The 25,817-nt window shown below is 69.6% G+C and carries 20 protein-coding genes and 2 pseudogenes; 9 read left to right on the top strand and 13 right to left on the bottom strand.

The window, feature by feature from the left end:
- Positions 1-130 precede the first annotated feature (130 nt).
- From ABZS61_RS08625 to ABZS61_RS08600, 6 genes and pseudogenes are all read right to left on the bottom strand, one after another.
- A pseudogene (locus tag ABZS61_RS08625) lies at positions 131-846 on the bottom strand (dienelactone hydrolase family protein).
- Positions 847-912: 66 nt separating this feature from the next.
- Entirely contained in the window at positions 913-2,277 is a 1,365-nt protein-coding gene (locus ABZS61_RS08620) for a hypothetical protein (protein WP_356417407.1), read from the bottom strand.
- 529 nt (positions 2,278-2,806) lie between these two features.
- Complete coding sequence (locus tag ABZS61_RS08615) at positions 2,807-4,480, bottom strand: acyl-CoA dehydrogenase family protein (protein WP_356417406.1); 1,674 nt, start codon at positions 4,478-4,480, stop codon at positions 2,807-2,809.
- A gap of 37 nt (positions 4,481-4,517) precedes the next feature.
- Positions 4,518-5,198 (bottom strand): TetR/AcrR family transcriptional regulator, encoded by a 681-nt coding sequence (locus ABZS61_RS08610; RefSeq protein ID WP_356417405.1) that lies wholly within the window; start codon positions 5,196-5,198, stop codon positions 4,518-4,520.
- Between the two features lie 156 nt (positions 5,199-5,354).
- Positions 5,355-5,921, bottom strand: coding sequence for a GNAT family protein (locus tag ABZS61_RS08605; RefSeq protein ID WP_356417404.1), 567 nt, complete (start codon positions 5,919-5,921; stop codon positions 5,355-5,357).
- A gap of 5 nt (positions 5,922-5,926) precedes the next feature.
- The gene (locus ABZS61_RS08600) at positions 5,927-6,361 is read right to left on the bottom strand and encodes a hypothetical protein (RefSeq protein WP_356417403.1); all 435 of its coding nucleotides are present in this window, start codon (positions 6,359-6,361) and stop codon (positions 5,927-5,929) included.
- A gap of 279 nt (positions 6,362-6,640) precedes the next feature.
- On the opposite strand from ABZS61_RS08600, the gene ABZS61_RS08595 reads away from it, so the two are divergent.
- The 4 genes from ABZS61_RS08595 (at position 6,641) to ABZS61_RS08580 (ending at position 11,682) form a co-directional block, all read left to right on the top strand.
- The gene (locus tag ABZS61_RS08595) at positions 6,641-7,093 is read left to right on the top strand and encodes a DUF6228 family protein (protein ID WP_356417402.1); all 453 of its coding nucleotides are present in this window, start codon (positions 6,641-6,643) and stop codon (positions 7,091-7,093) included.
- A 90-nt stretch (positions 7,094-7,183) separates the two neighbouring features.
- Entirely contained in the window at positions 7,184-7,780 is a 597-nt protein-coding gene (gene thpR, locus ABZS61_RS08590; protein WP_356417401.1) for an RNA 2',3'-cyclic phosphodiesterase, read from the top strand.
- A 240-nt stretch (positions 7,781-8,020) separates the two neighbouring features.
- Positions 8,021-10,111, top strand: a complete 2,091-nt coding sequence (locus tag ABZS61_RS08585) for a DUF4139 domain-containing protein (RefSeq protein ID WP_356417400.1) — start codon at positions 8,021-8,023, stop codon at positions 10,109-10,111.
- Positions 10,112-10,119: 8 nt separating this feature from the next.
- Entirely contained in the window at positions 10,120-11,682 is a 1,563-nt protein-coding gene (locus tag ABZS61_RS08580) for a mucoidy inhibitor MuiA family protein (RefSeq protein WP_356417399.1), read from the top strand.
- Between the two features lie 137 nt (positions 11,683-11,819).
- Here the strand turns inward: ABZS61_RS08580 and ABZS61_RS08575 are convergent.
- Positions 11,820-12,257 (bottom strand): annotated as a pseudogene (locus ABZS61_RS08575) (epoxide hydrolase); the annotation flags it as partial.
- Between the two features lie 132 nt (positions 12,258-12,389).
- On the opposite strand from ABZS61_RS08575, the gene ABZS61_RS08570 reads away from it, so the two are divergent.
- Both ABZS61_RS08570 and ABZS61_RS08565 read left to right on the top strand, forming a co-directional pair.
- On the top strand, positions 12,390-13,673 hold the full coding sequence (locus ABZS61_RS08570; protein WP_356417398.1) for a low temperature requirement protein A: 1,284 nt from the start codon (positions 12,390-12,392) through the stop codon (positions 13,671-13,673).
- A gap of 230 nt (positions 13,674-13,903) precedes the next feature.
- Positions 13,904-14,275 (top strand): hypothetical protein, encoded by a 372-nt coding sequence (locus ABZS61_RS08565; RefSeq protein ID WP_356417397.1) that lies wholly within the window; start codon positions 13,904-13,906, stop codon positions 14,273-14,275.
- Positions 14,276-14,412: 137 nt separating this feature from the next.
- Here ABZS61_RS08565 and ABZS61_RS08560 read toward each other — a convergent pair whose 3' ends face one another.
- Positions 14,413-17,361 (bottom strand): family 16 glycoside hydrolase, encoded by a 2,949-nt coding sequence (locus tag ABZS61_RS08560; protein ID WP_356417396.1) that lies wholly within the window; start codon positions 17,359-17,361, stop codon positions 14,413-14,415.
- Between the two features lie 361 nt (positions 17,362-17,722).
- Here ABZS61_RS08560 and ABZS61_RS08555 point away from each other — a divergent pair, with 361 nt between their 5' ends.
- Positions 17,723-18,517 carry an integrase gene (locus ABZS61_RS08555; protein ID WP_356417395.1) on the top strand — a complete coding sequence of 265 codons (795 nt, stop codon included), beginning with the start codon at positions 17,723-17,725 and terminating at the stop codon, positions 18,515-18,517.
- 446 nt (positions 18,518-18,963) lie between these two features.
- Here ABZS61_RS08555 and ABZS61_RS08550 read toward each other — a convergent pair whose 3' ends face one another.
- Both ABZS61_RS08550 and ABZS61_RS08545 read right to left on the bottom strand, forming a co-directional pair.
- The gene (locus ABZS61_RS08550; protein ID WP_356417394.1) at positions 18,964-19,785 is read right to left on the bottom strand and encodes a MerR family transcriptional regulator; all 822 of its coding nucleotides are present in this window, start codon (positions 19,783-19,785) and stop codon (positions 18,964-18,966) included.
- Between the two features lie 157 nt (positions 19,786-19,942).
- Positions 19,943-20,908, bottom strand: a complete 966-nt coding sequence (locus tag ABZS61_RS08545) for an SMP-30/gluconolactonase/LRE family protein (RefSeq protein ID WP_356417393.1) — start codon at positions 20,906-20,908, stop codon at positions 19,943-19,945.
- Positions 20,909-21,010: 102 nt separating this feature from the next.
- On the opposite strand from ABZS61_RS08545, the gene ABZS61_RS08540 reads away from it, so the two are divergent.
- Positions 21,011-21,454 carry an Lrp/AsnC family transcriptional regulator gene (locus ABZS61_RS08540; protein WP_356417392.1) on the top strand — a complete coding sequence of 148 codons (444 nt, stop codon included), beginning with the start codon at positions 21,011-21,013 and terminating at the stop codon, positions 21,452-21,454.
- Positions 21,455-21,776: 322 nt separating this feature from the next.
- Here the strand turns inward: ABZS61_RS08540 and ABZS61_RS08535 are convergent, their stop codons facing one another.
- The 3 genes from ABZS61_RS08535 to ABZS61_RS08525 form a co-directional block, all read right to left on the bottom strand.
- Positions 21,777-22,361, bottom strand: a complete 585-nt coding sequence (locus tag ABZS61_RS08535; protein ID WP_351174759.1) for a TerD family protein — start codon at positions 22,359-22,361, stop codon at positions 21,777-21,779.
- A 404-nt stretch (positions 22,362-22,765) separates the two neighbouring features.
- The gene (locus tag ABZS61_RS08530; RefSeq protein ID WP_356417530.1) at positions 22,766-23,278 is read right to left on the bottom strand and encodes a DUF4396 domain-containing protein; all 513 of its coding nucleotides are present in this window, start codon (positions 23,276-23,278) and stop codon (positions 22,766-22,768) included.
- Between the two features lie 152 nt (positions 23,279-23,430).
- A complete protein-coding gene (locus ABZS61_RS08525; RefSeq protein WP_356417391.1) occupies positions 23,431-23,859 on the bottom strand; it encodes a pyridoxamine 5'-phosphate oxidase family protein in 429 nt (142 codons plus the stop codon).
- Positions 23,860-24,246: 387 nt separating this feature from the next.
- Between ABZS61_RS08525 and ABZS61_RS08520 the strand changes: the two genes are divergently transcribed.
- On the top strand, positions 24,247-25,794 hold the full coding sequence (locus ABZS61_RS08520) for a PH domain-containing protein (RefSeq protein ID WP_356417390.1): 1,548 nt from the start codon (positions 24,247-24,249) through the stop codon (positions 25,792-25,794).
- The last annotated feature ends 23 nt before the right edge of the window (positions 25,795-25,817 follow it).

Genomic DNA, 25,817 nt, shown 5'->3' with positions numbered 1-25,817 from the left:
ACCGATCGGGAATCGCGCGAGTACACGTCCAACTGCGTTGTGCTCCCGACGCATTCGGATCCGCAACATCTGCTACCGGCTGGACCGAGCGGGGATGCGCTGGGGCTCGGCGCGTCCTCCGGCAGTCCGGTCAGCGCGATCGCACATCCGCCCCCAGGTCCTCCGTCACGACAGGCACTCGGCAAGCAGGTCGACGACGTCGCGCCAGGCTCGCTGCGCGTGCTGTGGGTGGTAGCCGACCCCGGGGACCACGGGGTGGTCGACCGGCGGGTGGTGGAAGGCGTGCAAGGCGCCGCCGTAGACCGCGAGGCGCCAGTCGACGCCCGCGGCCTGCATCTCGTCGGTGAACGCGTTCCGCTGCGCGGGCGGCATGATCGGGTCTTCCGATCCGACCCCGGCCCACACCGGGCAGCGGATGCGCGCCGCCTCGCCCGGTCGGCCCGTGGTAGTTGCGTTGACGGTCCCGATCGCGCGCAAGTTGACGCCGCCTCGCCCGAGTTCCAGCGCGATGGCGCCCCCGGTGCCGTAGCCGATGGCGGCGATCCGGTCGGGGTCGGTCCGGGGCTCGGTGCGCAACTCGTCGAGTGCCGCGTGGCCGATGCGCCGCATCCGGTCGGGATCCGCGAGCAGTGGCATGCAACGGGCGAGCATCTCCTCGGGGTCGCCCACATAGCGCCCGCCGTGAAGGTCGAAGGCCAGCGCTACGTATCCCAGCTGTGCGAGAGCATCGGCCCGGCGGCGCTCGACGTCGCTGAGCCCCATGCCCTCTGGTCCGAGCAGCACTGCGGGCCGGCAGTCGACATCGTCGAGCCCGGTCCGGCCGGTGTTCTGCCGCCGGCAGGGCAGCGTAGGTGTCTCTTCGGAATACAGGACGTGCCCGGCGCTCAGGGCTTCAGGATCCAGACCGAGCTGTCAGAACGGTGGTTCGGCGGAGTAGGCACCGTCCCAGGCGGGTGTGGTCGGTTTGGGCATCGGCTGCTGGAGGACTCGTACGGCCTCTTCGATGCGGCCGAGGTGGATGAGGCGCTCAGCACGGGGAGAGCTGTTGAACGTCGGATGCCGTTCGAGGACTTCGGCGGCTTCCTCGGTGCGGCCGGCTTCGGCAAGCACGTCGGACAGGACCCGGGCCGCGTACCAGGTGTCGCCTTCGGGGTGTGCCCGCGCCTGCGCGATCGCTTCATCGAGCAGGCCGCAGTCGGCCATGAGTGGAAGCCGCATGCGGAAGAAGTCCCAGTCCTCCTTGTCTCCGCGGCGAGCCCTGAGGCCATCGAGGTGGGCCAGGCCGTCTCGGGGCCGACCGTGGTCGGCATACAGGGTGCAGAGAGTGTGGACGATCCAGTCCTCCGCGCCGCCGGGCCGTTCGGCGAGCGCGCGCATCACCTCGATCGCCTCGTCACCCCGGCCGTGCCGGACCAGGAGCTCGGACAGCAGGACAGCCACATGCCACATTCCGTCCGGCGTAGCACCGAACGCACGGTAAGCGGCGATCGCGCCTTCCACGTCAGCGCGTTCCTCCAGCACCTCAGCAAGGCGCTGGACGGCGTGCCCGTGGTACTCGGACGCCGCGTACGCACGCAGTTCCGCGATCCGATCGTGCCGGGCCAGGAGGTCGGCCAGTTGGTCACGGCCGTTGACGGAGGTGGCCTCGCGGGTGTGCAGCAGCGCGATCGCCTCCTCGATTCGGCCCTGCCGTTCCCTGATCGTGGCGAACAGGCCGACTGCGTTGGCCGGTTCTATCCGTAGGTCGGTGCAGTCGGGGTCGTCGCAAGCGGGGGCCGCTGCTTCTACCCGGCCCTCCAACAGGGCCGCCGCTTCCTCGTCCATGCCCGCCGCTTCGGCGACGTCGACCAGGCACTCGGCGAGGAACCAGTCCTGGATCCCGGCGCGCAGCAGCATGTACGCCTCGCCGCTACGGCCGTGGCGGGACAGCAGGCGCGCGAAGAAGACCAGCGCCAGTCGGTCACCGGCCTCGGCGTACGGGCGGGCGAGCGCGATCGCCTCCTCCACCCGGCCCCAATCCTCCAACAGTTCCGCCCGCGCTCGAACCGCCGACCACCAGTTCGTGGCGACGTACGGAGCGAGCACCTCCAACGCCTGCTCGCGCCGGCCCCGATGCCCGAGCAGCCGCGCCCACTCCAGAGCGCAGAACCACTCCCCGCGGCCGGCCTGGAACTCCACTTCCCGCTCATGATCGAGTTCGAGAAGCCGCGCCACCAGCAGCGGAGGGATACAGCCCGTCAACGTTCGGGCCCGGTAGTCAAGATCAGCAGCGTCCACGACAGCGCACCTTAGCCCTCACCACTGACACGGCCGCCCATCGGAGCCATCACACGTGAGGGCATGACCGAGCCGGGCCGCCTCGTCGCCGAACCATAGTCCGCACCGAAATCAGCCTCGGATACGCGCGAGTCTCGACCGGCGGGCAGAAGTTGAAGTGGCAGCTCGACGCGCTCACCGCTGACGGGCGCCGGGTGCGGGGTGCCTGGTGCCGGAGGTACGGCCGCAGCCTCCAGGACCTCATGAACCTGGTCGCCGAACTGCGCGAGCCGGGATCGGCTTCACCTCGCTGCACGAGGGCCTGGCCGCCGCCCGCGAGCGCGGCCGGGTCGGCGGGCGCCCGAGCGTCGCCACCGAGGAAGTCATCCGCGCCGCACGCGACCTACGCCCGACCTCGGCCGCTCGATCACAGCGATCGCCGCGTTGCTGGGCGTCTCCCCCGGCACCCTCAACAACCACATCCCGGACCTGCGCGAACTGCGCGCCGGCACCGTGCCCCGTCAGATCACCCGGGTCCACGAAAGCGAACTCAGCCGGCAGCCCCCGGCAGCCTGGCGATGACGCCGGACAGGTCGGTGCCGGCAGGGAGCGTGCCGAAGGCCAGACCCTGGTCACCGGCCAGCCGCGAGGCACAGAACGCGTCCGCGACGGCTGCCGGGGCGTGCCGGACGAGCAGGGAGCCCTGCAGCACCAGCGCCATGCGCTCGACCAGCCTGCGGGCGCGCACGGCCGCGTCCTCGGTGAGCACCAGTTCGTCGCGCAACTGCCGCCAGGCCGCGTCGAGTCGCACATCCGCACCCGCGGCAGTCTCGATCTCGGCACTGAAGGCGTCGAGGGACTCGGGTTCACGGGTCAGGGCGCGCAGCACATCGAGTGCGTTGACGTTTCCCGAGCCCTCCCACAAGCCGTTGAGCGGGGCCTCCCGGTACAGCCGGGGCATCCCCGATGCCTCGTCGTAGCCGTTGCCGCCGAGGCACTCCAGGGCTTCGGCGACCGCCGCCGGCTGGCGCTTGCACACCCAGTACTTGCCGACCGCCGTGGCCAGCCGCAGGAACACCCGCTCCCCCGCGTCGCCGCGCTGCGCACGGTCGGTCGCTCCCGCGATCCGCAGCGCCAGAGTGGTCGCCGCCTCCGACTCGATGCCGAGGTCGGCGATGACGTTGCGCATCAGCGGCTGGTCGATCAGCTTGGAGCCGAACACGGAGCGGTACCTGACGTGATGGGCGGCCTGCGCGAGCGCGGCACGGGTCCCGGAAGCAGAGCCCAGGATGCAGTCGAGCCTGGTCATCGTGACCATGTCGATGATGGTCCGCACACCCTGCCCCTGACTGCCCACCGGCCAGGCAACGGTGTCGTCGAACTCCGGCTCGCTGCTGGCGTTGCTGCGGTTGCCCAGTTTGTCCTTCAGGCGCTGGATGCGGAAGGTGTTGCGACTGCCGTCCGGAAGCACGCGCGGAACCAGGAAGCAGGACAGTCCTCCCGGAGCCTGTGCCAGCACCAGGAAGACATCGTTCATCGGGGCGCTGGTGAACCACTTGTGGCCCCGCAGCCGCCAGGTGCCGTCGGGCTGCTCGGTGGCGACGGTGGTGTTGGCCCGCACGTCGGTGCCGCCCTGCTTCTCCGTCATGCCCATGCCCGCGAGGAGGCCGCTCTTGCTTGCGGGCGTGCGCAGACCGGGATCGTAGGTCCGGCTCGTCAGGAGCGGCTCGTAGAGAGCCGCCAGCTCCGGCGCCGAGCGCAGGGCGGGGACAACCGCATAGGTCATCGAGACCGGACAGCCGTGCCCCTGCTCGGCCGAACTCCACACCATGAAGCCCGCCGCCCGCGCCACATGGGCGCCGGGCCGAGCGTCGGCCCACGGTGCGCCACCGAGGCCTTCGCTGATCGCCACCTCCATGAGCGCGTGGTACGACGGATGGAAGTCCACCTCGTCGATCCGGTTGCCGTAGCGGTCATGGGTGCGCAGCACCGGCTCGTTGCGGTTGGCCTCCTCGGCCCAGCGCTGGACCTGCTCCGATCCGGCCAGCCGGCCTACGCGGTGCAGGTCCTCGACGTACCACCCGGCGCCCTCGCGGCGGACTCCCTCCAGCAGTACGGCGTCGTCGGCGACATCGTGGCCGACCAGCGGCGGCGGCTGGTTGGTCACCTCGTGGGTGCGCGCGGTGGGGTCGCTGCGCAGTGCTGCGTCTGCTGTCGTGGTCATCACGGTCCTCCGGACTCGGGGTCGTACCCGGGCGTGGTCACAGTTGGTCGGCGTCCGCGTCGGCGTCGGCCCTGGCGTTCGGCCTGGCGTCGGCCGTGGCGTCGAGCGGTGCGGCAGCACCCGCGCAGCGCAGGGCCATCGCCACCAGCTCGGTGACCAGTTGGTCGGCGTCGGCGCCTTCGGCGGGAGCGGACAGCGGGTCGACGAGCACCTCGCCGATTGCGCCGGTCAGCGCCGCTGCGGTGACCTCCGAGTCCTGGTCCGGCAGCAGACCTGCGTGGATGCCCGCGCGGATCACCTCGGCGAACACCTCGCGGTAGCGGCGCCGGAAGGCCAGCCGCTCTTGGCCGAGCGCCGGTTCGGCCGGGGCGGCAAGCAGGGCGTGGGCCAGACCGCGTGACTCCATGGCGCGGCGGGCGAAGACGCCTACGCCGAGCGCGAGGCGCTCGACCGGGTCCCGGCCGCCCTCCTTGAGGACCTTGCCGAGCACGTCGACCTCACGTCCCGACGCGCGGCGGAAGACCTCGACGGCCAGCGCACCTTTGGAAGGAAAGTGCTGGTAGACCGAGCCGACCGACATCCCGGCCGCCGCCGCGACCACGGTGACGGATGCGTTCGCCCAACCCACATCGGCCACGACGGCGGTCGCCTGCTCCACCAGATGCTCCCTGGCGGCGGCGAGGCGGTCCTGCACGGCGGGTGTCTTGCGGTAGGCCATGCAACAAGTGAACCACTGTTCAGATCTTCACGCCAGCATCCGTCGGAGCAGGGCCTCCCCGCCCATCGAGCTTCTCTCACCCACGAGCCACGCGGCATGTGGAACGCATCCGCTGGTCGGTGCCGATGCCGGTCAAGTTTCCGCACCAGCACGCGGTCACCGCAGACTCGGGTACGGGTGCGCGTCCCAGTGTTCGGCGGCGGTGATCCCGAACAGAACGACGTCGTGGTAGCTGCCTGCGAAGAATTCATGCTGCCGAAGCCGCCCCTCCTCCACGAATCCCAACCTGCGGTAGAGGGCGAGGGAGGCCTCGTTGAACGCGTACACCTCCACTTCACACTTGTTGTGGCGCTGCTCGGCGAACATGTAGGTGAGGACCAGTTCGGTGGCCTCAGCCGCGTACCCCTTCCTGCGGTGATTCCGGCTGATCTCGATTCCGGTCCTGAAACGTCCGGCACGTGTGTCGGTCTCTCCGACCGTCACAGCCCCCGCGAACGCACCGTCGTCCAGCACCTCGACGACCAGCCGGAATGCTTCACCCCCCGGCGGACGCCCCGCACGTTCAGCAGTCCAGGAACGGAAGCTCCCGTCCGAGCGCGGGGGCTCGACCTGGTCGGCATTGCGGACGTCCACGGTGTTCTGGGCCAGGTCACGGAAGCACTCCCAGTCATCCGCCTCGACGCCTCGCAGTCGTACCTTCTCGCCGGTCCACATCTCACTCATGGCACCTACCCCTCTCGTCGGTTGCAGGCGCTGTCGGCCATGCACTCAAATGCGACACAGTAGCGCTGAGACGCGACCGCGCCCGAGCGGGCAAACCGGTCCCTGCATTCCGGCGCCGCAGGAATGCACCGACGGTCGATCGTGGGGAGGAAGAACGCATCCGTACGACCCGATCGGAACATGAGCATGCCGCCTGTCTTCGCCTCCGAGTGGTAGGTGTCGAGGGCCACGGTGTACGGCTGGTTCGCCGTCGCGTCCAGTTCCCCCAGCACGTCGTCGATACGGTCTGCCGCACTGTCGCCCCACTCGTTGACCATGTACCAGACGCGGTCCCCTTGGTGCACGGCGGACCAACCGGCCGCAGCCAGGGCGTCCAGAACGGCGCGCACGGTGGTCGGACAGGTGAAGGCGAAGTCGATGTCGGCGTCTCTGGATCCCATGGAGCCTCCGGGCGGCTGGGCTGGGGCGGCTGGAGTGACCGCCCTCGCATACTCACCCGCGGAACCGGGCCTGTCGATCTCCTTTTCCCGGCCTGCACGTCCGCGGTGCCCTGGACGTGCAACAGCGCCTCAGCACCCTGGTTGACCGGAGCGTCGCGCCGATCCCGATCGCTGGAGTCACGCTGGGCCACGTCCACGAGATCGTCAAGGCCGTACTCCACTCCGCCGGCGACCATAGTCGGATGACGCGGAAGACAGCGCCGACCTAGCGTTCCGTGCATGACTTCTCCCGACCGCGGCATCGACGGCAAGCCTGTCGTGACCGTCCGCAGCATGGACAACCTCAGCGTCGGCGTGACGCTCTGCGACCGGTTCAGCTTCGACCAGGATTCCGTGCACTACGCCGTCGAACTGCGGGCTCCCGGTCTGACCGCCCGCGTCGACGAAGTGGTGGCCTGGGCCTGGGACAGCGACCTCGCACCCTTCCTCGGAGAACTCGCCGCGGACTTCCGAGGATGGGACGGCGAACGGAGTTGGCGGACCGATGACGGCGACCTGACGGTGTCGGCCGCCTTCAGGTCAGGGGGTCACGTCGGGCTTACCTGGACGGTCCGCCCATGGCCCGACGCCGTCGGCGGATGGAGCGCCTCGGTGACCACCTGGCTCGAGGCCGGGGAGCAGATGGCCACGCTCGCATCCGGTGTCCGGCACTTCCTGGCCGGTGAGCAGTGACGGCAGACAGGCTCACCGCGTCCCACCCTGCCCCACCGCGTCCCACCCCGGCTTTCGCATCGGCCGACCGGATACGGTACGAAGTCCGATGTGAACGAACAGACTCAACCCGCGACCGTTCGCGTGTTCATCGCCCTCGCCCCGCCCGACGACGCGAAAGAAGAACTCGCCCGGGAGCTGCGCCCCGCCTATGACACGCACGCCCAGATGCGGTGGAATCGCATCGAGGACTGGCACATCACCCTGGCGTTCCTCGGTGAGCTCCCGGCCGAGACGGTTCCGCTGCTGCGCGCGCCTCTCGCCGAACTCGCAGCGCACCACCAACCACCTCGCCTGGTACTGCGCGGCAGCGGCAGCTTCGACGACCGGGTGCTGTGGAGCGGAATCGACGGAGACCTCGACGAGCTGCACCTGCTCGCGACCGATGTGCGTACCGCAGTCAAGAGCTGCGGTGTTGTTTTCGAGGATCGGCCCCTGCGCCCGCACCTGACATTGGCCCGTGCGCGCCGAGGCGACCGATCCTCGGCGGTGGAGATCGCCGCAGGGCTCGCCGGATTCACCGGGCGCCGTTGGCCTGCCGAACGCCTGCACCTGGTCGGCAGCAACGTCGGCCGCAGCCGTGGACCGATCCATTACCGCGACATCGAGGCCTGGGCGCTCGGCAGCGGGTACGCCAGGGGAGCTTGAACGAACCTGCACGGCCGGATCCACACTTCGGAATGCACCATGGAGGAGATCTCGCCACCGCGCCTCCCTGGTCGATGGCGTGCATCCGTTTTCCCGGCACCGTCACCGCCGCAACCCCGGTCATGGACAGCGCTCTTCCACCACACGCAACGGCAGTCCACCGACCTCAGGACTCGACGCGAATGCGTCGGTCCACCGGGCGTAGGCTTCGCCCAGCACTGACCGGGGGGAGCGGAAGACATGACGGCCGAGGCAGCGCAGAGGTGGGGGTCGACCCTCGATTCCGTGGTGGTGTACGAGCAGGGCGCTGTCTGCCGGCGCCTGGCCCGGGGCAGCGTGCCGCCGGACGGAAGGGTGCGGGTGACAGGTCTCCCCCGCTCGCTCGACCCGGGGTCGCTACGGGTCCGTGTTCTGGGCGCCCCAGGGGTGCGCGTCAGTGAGGCCCGGGTGGAGGTCGAGGCCGAGCCGCTCGACACGCCCGCGCCCGACGAGTTGCACCGCAAGGTCGAGCGGCTGCGCGACGAGTACGCGGCGGCCCAGCGTCGCCGGGAGCACCTTCTGGGGCTGATCGACGAGGTCAGGGCACTGCACCCGGTTCCGCCGGCCCGCAGGCGGGAGGACCCGCACCGTCGCACCCCGGTCGACGCGTGGCTGGAGCTCGCCGACTTCGTGGAGGAGCGGCTGACGGGACTGCACACCCGCCTCGGCGAGTCGGAAGAGGCGCTGCGCCGTATCCAGCACGAGCTCGACATCACCGGTGACAGGCTCGCCCGCTCCTCCACGGACACCCCGTCGGTACACGTGGAGACCACGGTCTCGGCCTTCCTGATCGTCCATGCCTCAGGCACCGGTGACGCAGATCCGGGCACGGAGGTCGAACTGGAACTGGAGTACGGGGTGCCGGGCGCCGTCTGGGTGCCGGCGTACCGTCTCACTCACCGTCAGGGCGACCGCAGCGGCCGTCTGGTGCTGCGTGCTTCGGTCGCACAGCGCACCGGCGAGGACTGGACCGACGTGTCCATCGCCCTGGCCACGGCCGACCTGCGACGCGGTACGGAGCTGCCGAGGCTCCGCTCGATCCGGATCGGACGCCGTCAGCCCGCGTCCGCGCCTTCGGGTTGGCGCGAGCCCCCGGCGGGCCTCGCAGACCTGTTCGCCGGGTACGACGGGGCGGGCCCTCGCCCGGCCACGACCACCGCAGTGCCCGTCGCCGTCGCCGTCGCCGCCCCGTCCTGGCCGGTTCCGCCACCCCCACCGCCGCCTGCACCCCAGGCCTACGGCGCGCCCACCGGTGCGTTCCCCGTCCCAGGCGGTACGGGCGGCGCCTTCCCGGAGGCCTTCACCGGCGCGGCAATGCCCGCCTCGGCGCAGCCGGTCCAGGCGCAGGGCGACAGCAGGAGTTCCGGTGGCCGGCCCTTCGCTGCCCTCGCCCCCATGGCACCCGCGGCTCCTGGTGGAGCCGCAGCGCAGCCACCGCCTGTAACGGCGGCCGGTCCGCCGCGGCCGAGCGGGACCGAGCTCGACTACGCCGGCCTCGTACTCTGCGGCGCGGACGAGCCGGGCGGTCGCAGGGGCCGGTTGTTCCCCGGCTCTCCCTTCGACCCGGTTGCTGCCGAGTACCGGCGCCGCGCCGAATCGGTGGCAGCGCTGCGGCTGCCCGGGCACTCCGTGCGGCCCCGCGAGTCGGCAGGTTCCTTCGACCACCGATTCGACCCCGCCGCCCGCGCCGACATTCCCTCGGACGGCACCTGGCACACCATCACCGTCGGCGAGATCCCGGTCGGTCTGCACACCGAGTACCTGTGCCTGCCGTCCGTGGAGCCGACCGTGTACGCGACGTTGGTACTCTCCAACGCCACCGATCAGGCGCTGCTCGCGGGCCCGGTGGAGGTCACTGTCGACGACGACTTCCTGCTGACGGCCGCACTGCCCACGGTCGCCCCCGGTGGCGCCTGCCAGGTCGGGCTCGGACCGGCCGAAGGTGTTCAGGTCACCCGGCGTACGAACCTCCACGAGTCCACCTCGGGCCTGCGCAACAACATCACCGTGCTGGACCACCGCGTCCATGTGGAGTTGGCCAACCGCCTCTCGACGCCCATCACCCTCGAGGTCCTGGAGCGGGTGCCCGTCACCTCCGAACCGGATGTCCGGATCGTGGAGCGCGCCGACTGGACGACACCAGAAGACGGCCAAGGGCCCGATAGCCATGCCCCGGGCACCCGCGTCTGGCGGGTGGACCTGCCCGTCGGCGGCTCCGCCGTGCTCGACGGCGGTTACGAGATCCGGATCCCGGCCGGCAAGGCCCTCATCGGCGGCAACCGCAGGAGCTGACACATCCCATGACCACGGCCCCGAAGCCGATCGCCCTGCCCGTCACCGCCGTCACCTGTCTGGAGGATCGCGCCCACGTCGAGCGTGCCGCCGTGCTCGACCTGGAGGCGGGGGTCCAGCGGTTGCGTCTCGGACCGGTCAGCGCGATGGCCGTCGACCGGACCCTCCATGCCGAGCTGACCGCCGATCACGCGGCAGCCGTACTCGACGTGCGGCTGACCCGCAGCTGGACGCCGCGCGGGCCGCAGCCGGACGCCGATGACGACTCCGCCCTGCGTCGGCGGGTACACGCGCTCGAAGAGGAACAGCTCGCCCTGGCACAGCGGCGCGACCGGCTGCAGACCCGCCGCGACCTCCTCGGCCACCTCGCCGCCGATCTGCTGCGGGAGATCGGCGAGGGTGCGGGCTCCGGAGAGGCAGACGGACCCCGCTGGGCACGCGAACTGGACCGGGTGGACGGCGAGCGCGACTCGTGCGGCGAGCAACTCCGTACCGCGCAGGCCCGGCTGGCTGCGCTGGCCGACGAACTCGGGGAGGCACAGCAAGCCCTCTACGTATCCGAGGACGAGCCCGCCGAACTCGTCGGCCATGTCGAGCTGACCGTGGAGACGGCGGTTGCGGGGCCCGTCGGGCTGCGCCTGAGCCACCTCACCCCGTGTGCGCTGTGGCGTCCCGCCTACCGTGCCGTGCTCGACGGGGACTCGCTGACGCTGGAGACCGACGCGATGGTCTGGCAGCGCACCGGTGAGGACTGGTCGGATGTACGGCTGACGCTGTCGACGGCCCGCTCGGCGCTCGCCACCGATCCGCCGCGCCTGGGGGAGGATCGGCTGACCCTCACGGACCGGTCCGTCGCGGAGCGCCGCACGGTCGACATCGAGCTGCGCGAGGAGGAGATCGGGAAGCTCGGTCCGTCCCCGGTGCTCGGCCTGCCAGGAGTGGACGACGGCGGCGAAGCACGGGTGTTGCGGTCCCCTGCGCCGGTCTCCGTGCCCGGTGACGGCCACGCGCACCGCGTGCCGTTGTCCACCTTCACCACGGCCGCGCACAGTGAGTACGCCTGTTCTCCCGAGCTGTCCCCCTTGGTCACCCGGGTGGTGCGATTCGACAACCTGGCCGGCCATGCGCTGCTCGCCGGACCCGTGGATCTCGTCCGCGGAAGCGGATTCAGCGGCCGCGGGACGCTGGACTTCACCGCCCCAGGCGCCCCCGTGGAGCTCGCCTTCGGCAGCTGTGACGACCACCGGGTGGTCCGGCATGCCGAGGAGTCACGCGACTCCACCGGAATCACCCAGCGGACCGTCATCACTCGCACGATCCAACTGCACCTGTCCCGGTTCTCCGCACCCGGAGAACGGGGCGACCAAGTGGTCGCCCTGCGGGAGCGGCTCCCGATCTCCGAAGTCTCCGCGGTGGAGGTCCGCATGCGCGAGGAAGCCTGCTCCCCCGCGCCCGATGCGGTCGACGCCGAGGGCATCGCCCGCTGGGACGTCGCCCTCCCGCCCAACGGTCACCGGACGGTCACCCTTGTCTACGAGCTGTCGGCGAGCGCCAAGGTCACCGGGCTCTGAACGAGCTCCGTGCTCAGCTGCGCGGATTGCCGCAGCACCGGTGGCGGGCCCGACGCGGAAGCCCCGTCTGCCCGCCGCCCATGGGGCAGGCAGGCTTCTGCGCCACGGTGGACGGGCGGCTCCACGCTCCGCGGCTCTCAGTCCGTCGCCACCGCCCGGTAGGGGCGGAAGAACGCACGCAGCTCCTGCGCGTAGAGCTCGGCCTCCTCGAACGGCGCGAAGTGCCCGCCGCGCGGGGGCTCGGTCACGCGCGCGGCGTTCGTCGTGCGCTCGAGCCACGCCCGCGGTGGGCGGACGACGTCGCCCTGGAAGAGCGAGAATCCGGAGGGCACTTCGACCCGGCGGGCGTGCTGGGTGGGCGGGATCGCGGCGTTCGCGCGGTACATGCGCATGGACGAGCCGATCGTCCCCGTGAGCCAGTACAGGGTGACATTCGTGAGGATCTCGTCCTTCGTGAATCGCCGCTCGACGTCGCCGTCGCAGTCGCTCCATGCCCGGAGCTTCTCGACGATCCACGCGGCGAGCCCGGCCGGCGAGTCGTTGAGGCCGAAGGCCGCGGTCTGGGGTTTTGTCCGCAGTCTTGGATGTCTGGCGAGTCCCGGCGGCAGATCCGTCATGGATAGGGAGATCTGACCATGCAACACCCGGGACTCCCCGGGCCGTGGGGGTCATCGCAAAGCAGGGCATCGGCAAAGATAATGCCGTCCATGAACTCCGCGCACCCCGCCGGGACCGGCGTAGGCAAGCTGGCACATCGCCTGGTGCCCATGACGGGCCGTGACCCGGAAGAGCTCGCCCGGTCCTCCTCCCCACTGGAGCTGCTGTTCGATCTGACCTTCGTGGTCGCGGTCGGCACGGCGGCCTCCCATTTCGCCGAGATGGCGGCCGAGGGACATCCGGGGCAGGCGGTCACCGCGTTCGTACTGGCGATGTTCGCGATCAGCGTCGCGTGGATCAGCTTCAGCTGGTTCGCCTCCGCCTTCAGTACCGACGACTGGCTCGACCGGGCGCTGACGATGGTGCAGATGATCGGCGTCGTCGTGTTCTCACTCGGCCTGCCGGCGATGTTCCACTCAGTCGAAGAGGGTGGACACCTTGAGCTGCGCGTGATGGTGCTCGGATACGTCGTCATGCGCATCGCGATGGTGCTGCAGTGGTGGCGCGCCGCCCGGGAATCCCCCTCGTACCGTGCCGCATGCACGGCGAACATCCGCTGGATCGTGACCGCCCAGCTCGGTTGGGTCGTGGTCGGATTCACGCAACCGCCGCTCGCTGTCGCGTTCGTCGCCTTCGCCGTGCTCGGCGCATTGGAACTGGCAGTACCGGTACTCACGCAGGGCGGTGCGGGCGGGACCCCCTGGCACCCTCACCACGTGGCCGAGCGCTACGGCCTGTTCGCGATCATCGTTCTCGGCGAGAGTGTCGTCGGCACCGTCGCCTCCTCGGGCGAGCTTCTCGGTGGCGTGGACGGACTGCATTGGAGCGGGAACGCCATCGCCGTCGTCGTCGCCGGTGTCGGACTGACCTTCGGCATGTGGTGGGTGTACTTCTCCACCCCCTTCGGTGATGTCCTCGTGCACCGCCGCAGCCGCGGATACCTCTTCGGCTACGGACACATCCCCCTGTTCATGGGGATCGCCGGTGCAGGCGCCGGACTGCACATGGCCGGCCTGCAACTGGAACACCACTCCGAGCTCGGTGACGTCGCCGTCGTCCTGTCGCTGGCCGTCCCGGTCGGCCTCTACCTTCTGATGGTCTATCTGCTGCACACACTGCTGCTGTCCGCCGCAGACCGCTTCCACCTGCTCCTGATCTCCGTCACACTCGCCGTACTCCTCGCAGCCGTCCTGCTCTCCGCGGCCGGAGTCGCGATCGCGGTGTGTCTGCTCATCATCATGCTCGCACCCTTCGTCACCGTGATCGGTTACGAGACGATCGGCCATCGCCACCAGCGCCGCATGCTGCGGGAACTCGCCGAAGGGCACCACTGACGAACCGCCGGAGCGCACCGGCCCCGGTCGGGTCGCCACTCACCGCTCGCCCTCGGCCGATCCGGCGCTGCTGCCCGGTGAACTCAGCGCGTCGCGAAGCCTGCGGTCACGATGCGCAGGCCGGTAAGCGACGGCCGGCGGTGGCCTAGGTGTCCCATGCAGGTATCCTGCCGCGGGATGTGCAGGCGGCAGCGACGAGCTGACGCAGTTTCAACCGGGGGGTCGATGTGGTGCGCGTACTGAAAGCGGTGGTCCCGGTCATCGCCCTGGTGGCGGTGGCGGCGGGATGCTCCTCCACCGAGGGCGAGGACGAGCGGCGGCTGACGGAGCTGCGGGAGCGCTACTGCACGCAGTTGGGGACGTGGCAGAAGGCGCGGGACGCCGCAGACACGGACGCGCCGGATCCGTCGGGGTACGACGAGGTCGGGGCCGCGGCTCAGGACGCCTTCCTCGCGATGCGACCGATCCGGGACGAGACCGTCGGCGGAGGCCGCACCTTGGCGGAGGCCACGGCGGCAGCGATGAACAGCAGTGACTCCGAGGCGGAGGGCCGCGTCGTCCAGTACTGCGCAGACGCAGGCTTCGAGACGCTGACCCGCTAGCGACCCGGGGCCAGGAGATCTCTGACTCGGGTGACCGTCTTCGGCTCCGGCACAACCGCCCCATGTCCGGAACCCTCTCAGCCTGATGCCGAGGCGGTCCGGTGGCCTGTCGCGCCACGGGACCGCCTCAGGTCCTGTCAGCCGAGCGGTTCGATCCAGATGTTCCTGAAGCGGACCTTGTTGCCGTGGTCCTGGAGCCGGATCGCGCCCGCCGCTGCCGATTCGGCGTCGCCGGCCCCGGTCGGGCCATCCATGGCCACGTTGTCGTGGACCTTCTTGCCGTTCCACACCACAGTGATCCTGGCGTCGTCGGTCTTCTTGCCCGCGGCGTCGAAACGGGCCGCGCGGAAGTCGATGTCGTACGTCTGCCAGGTCTCGGGAGCGGTGGCGGCGTTCAGGTCCGCGGCCTTCTTGTTGTAGAGGGACGCGGCCTCGTTCGCGGCAAGCTTCTCCACTCCGAAGGAGTCCAGGATCTGGAGCTCGTACCGCTCCTGGAGGTAGATGCCGCTGTTGCCGCGGTCCTGCCCTGTGACGTCGTCCGGCAGCTTCGGCACCCGGAATTCGGCATGCATTCTGAAGTCGCCGAAGGCCTGCTTGGTGCGGATGTCGCCACAGCACACCTCGATGGAGTTCTCGGCGGTACGCGGCCATTCGACGCCACGGCCGTCGGTGTGCTGCCAGCCGGTGGAGACGCTGCCGCCGGAGAACAGGTCGATGCGGCTGCCGGGCCTGCGCACCTCGATCATGTCGAGGTTGACGTGGCCGGTGTCCTCGGGCCGATGGGTATAGGTGATGGTGTTGCGGCCCTTGCGCAGTTCGAGCCGCTCGGTCCCGGTGGACCAGCGGTTCCAGGCGCCGGTGGAGGGGAGGCCGGTCTGCCGCGCCTGCCCGCCGTTGACGCTCACGCCGATCGTCTTGGTGCCGGTGAAGGGGTCGGGGCCGTTGGCGTAGCGAAGCCCCACGTCGTACGTGCCGTTCACGGGTACGTCGACGTCGAACGTGGCGGTGGCACCCTCGGTGCCGAAGCCGTCGACGAAGCCGCCCCCGGTGTAACCGGCGTGCTCGGTGTCGATGTCCGCTCCTCCGGAGAGTCGCGCGGACTCGGCGTCGTACCCGGTGACGGGAGCCTCGGGGCCCGGGCGGGCGTTCAGCGTGTACCAGGCTTCGGTGGACCAGAGCTGCTCACCGTCGGCCGAGGCGAACGGGCGCGGGGAGCGTACGTGCACCACTCGGTCGGTCTTCAGGCCGGGCACGGTGATCCTGACCGTGCGGCGGTCGTCGGAGATCTGGGCGGCGGTGACGGGGAGCGCCTCCTCGTCGATCTTCGGGCCCCCGTACGCCGGGGTGGGGACGTACCTCCACTGCTCGACGGAGTAGGCGCCGCTCGTCAGCTTGGCGGCGGTCTCCTCCGACAGGGGCTTGGTGTAGTTGAGTTCGAAGCCGTCGCGCGTTGCGCGCATGGTCTTGATGTCGAAGACGCTCTTGCCGTTGGGTGTGAGCTTCTGGAGGCCGAAGCGGAGTTTCCCTTCCTGGCCCCAGTTGCCGTCGGCGCCCAAACCGCCCGCGTAGATGGCGCCGTCCGGCCCGGTGCTGATGCGGGTGATGCCTGCTTCCAGGCCCTGCGTGTGCCGGAACACCGCGCCCTGGTACTCGCCGTCCACCTTCTCCAGGTCGGCGCGCTGGATTCCGCCGTAGGTGACGTCACCGAAGAGCAGCTGCCCGGCGAAGGGGCCCTGCTTCAACAGCATCGGTGTGCTGGGCGAGTTGGCTATCTCGTTCTGCGGCAGCCACAGCACCGGCTTGGTGACCGTGCGGTCGTCGAAGGGGCCGTCCGGGTTGGTGTAGTGGTTGAAGAACCGGTCCTGCTTGACGTGGACCAGCTTGGAGGCGGGCAGCCAGCCGCCCTGGTTGTCGGTGACGAACAGTTCTCCCTCGGGGCCCCGTCCGATCCCGTTCGGTGTGCGCAGACCACCCGCCAGGTAGCTGACCTTCCCTGTGGCCTTGTTGACCTTGATGGTGGTGCCTCGGTTCGTGGCCGGTTGGGGATCTGTCGTCGCACCGCCGTAGTTGATGGCGACGGACAGGTTCAGATAGAAGTTCCCGTCCTCGTAGAGAAGGCCGAAGGCGAACTCGTGGAAGTTCCCTCCGTAGGGCCATTCGGCGACCTTGCGGATCTCGTCTGCCGTGTTGTCGCCCTCTATGTCGGACAACTCGGTCAGCTGGTGTTTCTCCGAGACGTACAGCTTTCCGTCGACGTACTTGATCCCCATCGGCTCCCTGAGGCCGCCGGCGATCTTCTTGTACGTGACCTGCTCGGGACCCGTGTCGCCGGTGACGTGGTCGAGGACGTACACCTCTCCCTTGGTCTCGGTGCTGCCGCCCCAGGTGGTCACGGCGAGGCGGCCGTCCGGCAGCCAGTCCATCGCTGAGACCTGGGGCTCGAAGCCTGCGGGACGCAGATCGGTGAGGGTGTAACCGGGGTTGACCGAGGTCAGCGGAAGGCCGTCGCCGGGGGTGTCGTAGGTGCCTTCGCACTCCTTCCGCCCGGGGGCGGTGACCCGGACGACGTCGGCGTCGGTACTGAGCACGGAGTTGGGGACGACGGCGAAATCGGCTGCACCCGGCGGCTTCCACTGGAGGGTGACCTGCTGGCCGCCGCCGCGGTCGAAGTGGTCGATGTGCAGGGCGTGGTAGCCGGGAGCGAGGGCGATCTCACCGTCCTTGGGTTCGGCGCCGTGCAGTCCGTCGTGGTCGATGACCTGTTGGTCGCCGATGAGGAGGCGGGAGCCGTCGTCACTGATCAGACGGAATCCGTACGTGCCGTCGGCGGGGACGTCGATGTTGCCGATGATCTGCGAGACGAAGTTGTCGGTGAATCCGAAGCCGTCGGTGGAGGACCAGTCGGCCGTGGGGATCAGCTTGTCGACGTTGGGTGTCTGGGCGGGCTTGAGGTCGCAGAGTGCGTCCAGCGGGGACTGGACGTCGAAGACGCGGAGCGTGACACCGGGTTCCTGGGGCGGCAGGTCCGCGAAGGGCTTCTCGTCCGCACCGGCGGTACCTGCGGCGAGCCCGCTGGTGAGAAGCACCGAGAGGAGCAGCCCGGTGATTCTTTGTGCTCTGGGGCGATGACTACGGAGGTTCGGGTACTTGCGTGGCGTCACTCTTCCTCCTGCTGGGCGCTGCGAAGCGGCGCGACCGGGGCGGCCCGCGTCCGCGGAGTGGAGTTCGTGCACGTACGAGTGGTGCGGTGGCGTTCCGCTTCGTTCCATGCGGTCCGCCGCGCGAAATCGACGCCCAGCGTACGAACATCGCACCGAACCGTCCATACTTTGTCCTCAACGAGGAAAAACTGGTGGGGAGTTGATAGTCCTCGGGGCGCAGAGAGCCTGATCAGGCCGGCGGTTGTTAGTGTCGACGCCTTCATCGGCGGGAGGACGGCGGCGGGCCATGCGGGTATCGATGACGAGTGCCGAGGCGCGGGCCGGCCGCGTGAACGAGGACTTCACCGGCGCCGTACCGACGGCTGCGGTACTGATCGACGGCGCCGGCATCCCCGGCTCCGAGTCGACCTGTCGACACGGTGTGGCCTGGTACGCCGACCGCCTGGGAGGCAGACTCCTCGGTCTCCTGTCGCTCGTGCGGGACCGCAGTCTCCCGGTGTTGCTCGCCGAGGCCATCGAGCAGGTGACGGGCGATCACCGGGACACGTGCGACGTCGCCGACCCCATCTCTCCGTCGGCGACCGTGGCCATCCTGCGCGTGTCCGACGGCCTCATCGAGTACCTGGTGCTCGGTGACTCCTTCCTCGTACTCGACAGAGCGGACGGTGCGCCGCTCGTCGTGTCCGATCCCCGGGAGGTCATCATCAGCCGGTCGTTCCTGCCCGCTCTCGAGGCTGCCCCGGATGGCAGCGAGGAGTACCACCGAGTCCTGCGGGACCTGCGCGCCAACCGGAACCGGCCTGGCGGCTTCTGGGTGGCCAAGGACGACCCGCGGGCGGCGGATGAGGCGCTCACCGGGAGCTGTCCGATCCACGAACTGACCGCTGCCGCCCTGCTCAGTAACGGAGCCAGCCGCATCGTGGACCGGTTCGGACTCACCGACTGGCCAGGGGTCATGGCCCTACTGGCGTCGAACGGACCCGCCGAAATCGTCCGCCGTGTCCGGCAGGCAGAGGATCGCCACGCGGTGGCAGCGGACGATGCGACGATCGCGTACTGCACCGGCCTCGGCGGGCTCTGACCTGGCGCCGGCAGGGGCCTTCGCCCCGGCCCCGGCCATCCACGACGAAGGGTGCTCCCACCGCGCACAACGCGGTGGGAGCGACCGTCGGCCTGCACTGCGGGCCCTCTTGCCTTGGGGGCTACTCACAGGTGCCGCGACAGCGGTGGTGGACCCCATGCGGTTGTGCTCCCACCGGGTCCCGCCACACGACGACCGGGTGACGGTGACGGGCGACGGGTGGCCGCACATTGCTGGACCATTGACCGGCCCACACGTCCCTCTGGCCTCAGGTGTGACCCTGCGTGCAGGTGGTTGCCCGACGCCGTCGCCACGCTCGCTCATGGTTGTGCACGCAATCCGACGTGACGTGCCCGTCTGACGAGCCAGGAGGCCGCGTCCACCGTCCGGAAATGGATTCCGTCGACTGACAGTCGCAGGGCATCCCGGGGCGGGCGCCACAAGGTTCAGGCCGGGGACACCGGTACCTGGAGTTCCGTCACCCAGTCGTCCCGGTTCTCCGGGCACTCCAGGTTGATCTCACGCGGATATCCGGCCGCCCGGTAGCCGTTGGCGTCGATCCATCGCGCCAAGGTCTGCGCCGTGGGGAGCACGGTGTCCATCGAGCCGCGGTGGACGATGGTCGCCGCCCGCTCGAAGGGCAGCAGGTCGAGGATGCGGACGGCGCCGTCCTGAAGGGGGGCGGATACCTGCACGGCGGCATGGACGCTGATCCGCCCCTCGCCTTCCGGAGCATCCTCGTATGAGGCGATCCCCGGTCCGGTCGGAGTGATACCCGCCGCGCCCAGGCGCCGGAACAGCTCGTCGTAGAGTGGTCCGATGACCGGGCTGATGGCCTCGGGCTCGAAACTCGCGGCAGTCGCGGTCAGTTCCGCCACCCGCACCGCGGGAACGGCCTTGATGACAACGTCGTTCGTGGGCATGTGCCCCTCGCTCTCGATCGCCCGGAGCCTCGCCTCGACCTGTACCAACCGCGCCCCCGCGGCGGCTACCGCAGTCTCCAGTTCTGCTCGCCGCTGCCGCAGTATGCCCCGCAGTTCCTCCGTGGTGACCTTCTCGTCCACGATTTCCTGCACCTGCTGGAGAGTGAAGCCGAGGTCCTTGAGCGCGATCACCCGGTTGAGGCGGGCCAACTGGGCAGCGGAGTAGTAGCGGTAGCCGGTTGCGGGGTCGACATGGGCAGGATGCAACAGGCCGGTCGCGTCGTAGTGACGCAGCATCCGGACCGATACGCGGCCGTGGCGGGCGAAGTCTCCGATGGTGAACATGACGTCTCCGAGCTGACCACCTGACACGGTGTGAGGGTCAAGACGGTATTCGTCAGCCGGCGAACAGCGGAGAGCGGGGGGTGTCACCAGCTTGGTGTCACCAGCTCAGCAGTTCAGCAGCTCACCTGCGACCAGGTCCCTGCCCCTCGCTCACACCTCAAGCGGCCGAGGGCACGTCGAGCCAGGGCCGCCGCCCCGGTCCCGTCGGATGCGTCCCCGCGACAGCCATGACCACCGAGTAGAGGCTGGTCTCGGCAGTGATGAAGAGCCGGTTTCGCTTGGCTCCGCCCCAGGAGATGTTGGACACGGTCTCCGGTACGTTCAGCCTGCCGATCAGCGTTCCGTCCGGGTCGTAGCAGTGCACACCGTTACTCATCGCGGCGACCCACAGTCGGCCGCCGTCGTCGAAGCGCAGGTTGTCGAAGCGGCCTCCGCCCGCGGGGTCGGCCGTGGCGAAAACCTCGCCGTCCGAGAGGGAGCGGCCGTCCGCTCGGACGTCGAAGACACGGATGAAGCCTGCCCGGGTGTCGGAGACGAACAACTGCCGCTCGTCACGGGAGAAGACAAGCCCGTTGGGGGCGCCGAAGCAGTCGGCCACCAGGCTGACGTCGCCCGTGGCCGGGTCGATCCGGTACACGTTGCAGGACCCGATCTCGCTCTCCGCGAGATAGCCCTCGTAGTCACTGGTGATGCCGAAGTCCGGGTCGGAGAACCAGATCGAGCCGTCGGACTTCACGGCCGCGTCGTTGGGGCTGTTGAGGCGCCTGCCCTGCCAGCGATCGGCCAGCACGGTGAGGGTGCCGTTGTGCTCGGTGCGGGTGACCCGGCGGTTCCCCTGCTCACAGGTGATGAGCCTGCCTTCGAGGTCCAGGGTGTTGCCGTTCGTGTGTCCGGCGGGTTCACGGAAGACGCTGACGGTGTTGGTGGTCTCGTCCCAGCGCAGCATGCGGTCGTTGGGGATGTCACTCCATATGAGCTGGCGCCAGGCCGGGAGGTAGATCGGTCCCTCCGCCCAGCGGCAGCCGGTGTACAGGACCTCGAGGTCGTCATCGCCGTTCATGCACTTACCGGTACGGAAGCGGTCGTCGAGGCACTCGTACAACCCGGTGCGTTCGGTGGTCATGTGCGTCTCCCATTCCAGAATGCGAGCTGAAGCACGTTCGGCTCGTCGCAAGTATCACCGTATGACGTATGGTCTTTTCACGTACCTATCGAATGGAGTGTCGTGGATCACGTGGACCGCGCGTTGCTGACGCAGCTTCAGCAGGACGCCACCCAGTCCTACGCCGCCCTCGGCCAGTCCGTCGGCCTCTCCGCCGGTGCCGCCCATGAGCGCGTCCGGAAGTTGCGCGAGCGCGGCGTGATTCGGCGCACCGTGATCGACGTGGACCCGGCGGCGGTGGGTCGCGGTGTGCTCGCGTACGTGATGGTCGACTCCACTGCCTGGATGGGCGATGCGGCGGAGCACTTTGCCGCGCTGCCCGAGATCCAGGAGGCGCACGTCATCGCGGGCAGCGCCTCGTTGCTGGTGAAGGTCAGGACCGCGACCACGGAGCAGCTCCAGGATGTGCTGCGCCGGATCTACGCGATCGAGGGAGTCAGCGGGACGCAGGCCACCATCGTGCTGGAAACGTTCTTCGAACGTCCGCTACCGCCCCAGGAGTTGTAGCCGCAGGGACCCGTGTCACCGACGGGGGCCGGCACCAGGAGGCCCCGGTGGACCGCACCAGTGCGTCGGTCCGACGTCGCGGCCACGCCGGCCATCGTGCGCTGGTTCGGGGAGCTGAACCGACGGCCGCACCCGCCGACGATCGGGAGCCGCTCCATCGACGGCGGACGTACGCCGGACCGAACGTCGCAGAGAACGCGCTGCGGCCGGGGTCCGGGGATTTCCTCCCGGACCCCGGCCGAGCACGCGGTCGGCTTCCGCGCGTGACGACTTCGAGCTGCTTGCAGTCGTTGTCCGGGACTCGCGGCAGCGTCGGGACGTACTACTTGCTCACGGCGAAGCGCATGAGGGCGCGCTCGTCGCCCTGCTTGATCTTGCCGGTCTCGTTGATCACCTGGAGCTTCCAGCCCGCTCCGTCCCGCATGGCCTTGGCCACGGCACAGCCGTTGTCGTCGGTGAGCAGGCTCGGCCAGATGTCGGCAACCTGCTGGGTGGTGCCGCCGGTCGCGTCATAGACCTTGAAGCTGATGTTCCGGGCGTTCTGGAAGGCGCTCCGCTTCTTGTACGCGGCAGCGATGAACACCACGGAGGTGATGTTGGACGGTACCCGGGCAAAATCCACGGTCACTGTCTCGTCGTCGCCGTCGCCGCGCCCGGTCTGGTTGTCCCCGCTGTGCACCAGGGAGCCGTTGCCCAACGGGTCCAGGGAGTCGAGCCCGGCCAGCCGTACAGGCTCCGCACCCTGCATCGCGATGGCGATCAGGTCAAGATCGGTTCCGGCCTTCTGCCGGAGCTTGCCCAGGATTCCTCCACTGGCTCCGACGGTCGGGTCCCAGGACACCCCGATCGACAGATGTGTCACCCCGTCGAGGTCGGCCGGGCCGTCTTCCTTCTTCAGCGTGATCATGGTGATCCTCTTGGTCGTCAGACTGGTACGTATGAATTGTGCCTGGCGGCGTTGGCGCTCGGCCGACCCGGGGCGGACTATTCCGCACGCTACCCCCGAGGGCTGCCGCCGAGATGTCCTCTTCTCCGGCGCGTTCGGATCAGCGGATGCACCGCCCCGGACCTGGGACGGCCCGAAAGGTCCGGACGGTCCACCCGCCGAAGCGCCGACGGGCGGCCTCGATGTGACCGAAGTGCCGGCGGGACCGGTCGCCCCGAGTCGCAATTCCGTGGACGGCCTCCCGCAGTTGAGGTCGCGGGCACGACTCGCCGGAGGGCGCAGGTTCTGGTGAGCATCGTATGGCTGATGCCCTCGGTCCCGTTCCGCACCACCGAATCGCCGTGTGTCGATCGCGACCAGGCAATTCAGTGGTAGGCGTGGACGACGGCGTGACCCTTCCCGCGGCCGATCATCCACCTGTTGACCGGCGTGGTGACCAGAAAGGCCACCGCCAACCCGCCCAGCAGCGCCGCCCAGAACAGGGCGTCCGACAGGTGGGCGTCCATCGCGCCGGGGACCAGGGCGATGATTCCGTTGTCGACGAGCTCCATCACCGCGATCGAGAGCGTGTCCGCGGCCAGCGCCACCTTGACAGCGGTCTTGAAGTCCAGGCCCGCCCTGCGGACTGCGAACAAGGTGAAGGAGTAGCCGAAGACGAACGCCAGGGTGATCGCCAGAACCATCGTCTGGACATTGCCCCAGAGCAGGGCGGTGCCGATGACCATGCCCAGGATCTCGCCGATCGCGCACCCGATCAGACAGTGCAGCGTGGCCTGGGCCGCGGCCCTCCAGGTGACTTCGCCATCCCCCTTCCCGCCGGGACTCCGATGCGCGTGGTGGTCGTGGGTGCTGCCCTCATGGTGCGCGGTGTGGTCCATGGCGCTCATCCCGTTTCCGTCCGGTGGTCCGTTCCTGCAGCGTCCACACCTCACAACCGCATACCCCCCTGGGGTATTCCGCAATGGTGTGGGAACGCTCCGGGCGGGGCCGGCCCCCGAGGGCCCGCCTCGCTCCGGGCGGGGACCCTCGCTCAGACCTGGCCGAGGTCCGAGCTGAGCCAGCGCTGCGGTCGCATGTGGATGACCACCTGCTCGCCGTGCTCCTTCCAGGCGAAGTCGACGTAGCCTTCGACCTTCCCAGCAGGAAGGTAGCGCGCCGAGATCTCCACCAGCTGTTCGCGGGTGGCCGGGGTCGTCGCGATGACGGGTCCCTCGACGGAGACGTAGCGAATGGTCGGTGCGACTCGGTCGACCATCAGGCTGAAACGGCCCGCCTCGGCGATCAGGACCCCCTTGCGGGAGTCACGTCCCGTCATGATCCAGATGTCACCGCCGGGCTCGTACTGGTACCAGATCGGCACGGTGAGCGGGGCCCGTCCGGGCTCCGCCGTGTCCACGGCCAGGGCGGCGACATGAGGCTCGGCCAGAAACTGTTCGCGCTCGTCGCGGTTCAAAGCCACGGGTTCGACTCCTTCGTAAGCTCTTCTTGTCAGGGCGTCGGATGCCGATCATGCAAAGTCTGCCCCGCTTCATCGGTATCGACCGGTCCCGTCGCGCGGAGGAGGCGCGGACGGCCTTCCGGCACCGGGCGCGGACCCGGGGTGGCGTCCCGCTGTGATCGACGCCTCGTAAGGGCACCTGCCCAGAGATCAGGACCGCCCAAACCATCACCTGCCGCACGCCCTTGACCCGCGCACACACGCACCCATCCCACGGGCCACGCCGCTTCTGCCCCGGATGCACGCGACGGACCGGCTTCCCATGCGTCCGGTCGGCAGCGTTGCGGGCCGACAGACTGCCGAACCATGCCCAGGCGCGCGTACCCCGGATGATGAAGGATTCCGGGCATGACCCATGCCCTCGAAGTGACCTGTCGTGCCCTCTGGAAGCGCACCCTGTGGTTCTTCGTCGGACTCGGGACGGTCGGCACGGGTCTGACAGCCGTACGCATGACTCTCCGGGGTCCGGACGCGGGACTCGGCGTCGGCCTGCTGCTCGCGGGGGTGAGCATCGTGTCGCTCCACAGGGTCACCGCCGAGGTGAGGGCCGACGCCCGCGGGCTGCACCATCGGACGCTGCTGCGCCGCCGGAGCGTTCCCTGGTACGACATCGCCGACGTGCGCGTCCACGTGAAGTACACGAATACCTCACGGGGCGAGGAAGCCCGTCGAGTCAGTGTGTTGCTGCGCGACGGACACAGGCGGATGCTGCCTCTGCCGCACAGCCGGTCCCTCCATGACCCGGACTTCGACGCGAAGCTGGACGGGCTCCGCGCGCTGCACCGCCGTCACGGAGCCCCGGAGTCGACCCACCTCCCCGTCATCTCCTCCCGCACGGCCGGGCGCGGCTGGGCCGGGCTACTGGGTGTGTGCGTACTCCTGCTCGTGTGCGCGGGCGTGGCCGCGTGGTTCGTGCCGAGCGCCGCGACGAACGAGCGGGAGCGGAAGTCGGCGACCCCGTGCACCGAGGCGACGCCCGCGACGGAGCGCCGCGAATGCCTGACCACGCTGCCGGCCGTGATCGCGAGGACCGATGCCAACCGGCCCAAGCAGAAGAGCTGGCTCTACTTCGCCGACGACCGGCCCGTGCGGCGGCTCGCCGTCTCCCACGAGGACGCGCGGGCGTTCCGGTCAGGTGACAGCGTCGAACTGACCATCTGGCGCGGCAAGGTGCGGGAGGTCGCCGGAAAGCGTCACGTGTGGCGCGAACACATCCCCACCGCCGGAGAGGCGGCCGTAATCGCGGCAGCGTTCGCCCTCGCCGCGGGCTATCCCGGCGCACAGTCGTTGCTGCGTCTGCGCGGGCGTCGACTTGCCGACGACGAGGTCCTCCCGTCGGCTCTTCCGTTCGGGGGCGTGCTCGTCGGAACTGCCCTGTGGCTGTTGCCGCTCTGCTACCTCCACCCCACGACCCTGCCCACGTCTCCGGCCACGGTCGCGTGGGCGACAGCGGGCGCGTCGGCCACTTTCGCCCTCCTCATCTTGGCCTGGCGCGTCACGGGTGTCCGCAAGCCCGGAAACGGGGTGGCGGGAAAGGCCGCAGAGCAGGGACGGGAAGCGCACCTGGCGGCTCGCTTCCTGGAACACACCGACTACAACCCGCACGGCTTCGGCACCCACATCGTGCTCGGGGACGGCCCGCCCGCGGTGACCCCGCACTCCGGTCCGGGCAGGTTCGCGGCACGACGGATACCGGTGGAGCGACTCACCCTGCAGAAGGTGCGGCGGGTCCGGGGCAGCGACGGCGACATCGTCCCCAGGAGCTGGCACATCGCGGAACTCGACGACGCGGGCGAAGCTGTCCGTCTCGCGGCAGCTCCCGCCGACCTGACCCGCATCGTCCACGAGCTGCGCGCTGCCGGTACACCGGTGGACGCCGTGAACTGCGAGGCGTGACCGTCCGCTGCAGCGATCCGGGG

It is taken from the genome of Streptomyces sp. NPDC005566, from assembly GCF_040605575.1.
In the GTDB taxonomy this organism is placed as follows: Bacteria; Actinomycetota; Actinomycetes; order Streptomycetales; family Streptomycetaceae; genus Streptomyces.
The sequence above is the reverse complement of the archived record's forward strand: the minus strand, read 5'-3'. Positions and strand labels throughout refer to the sequence as shown.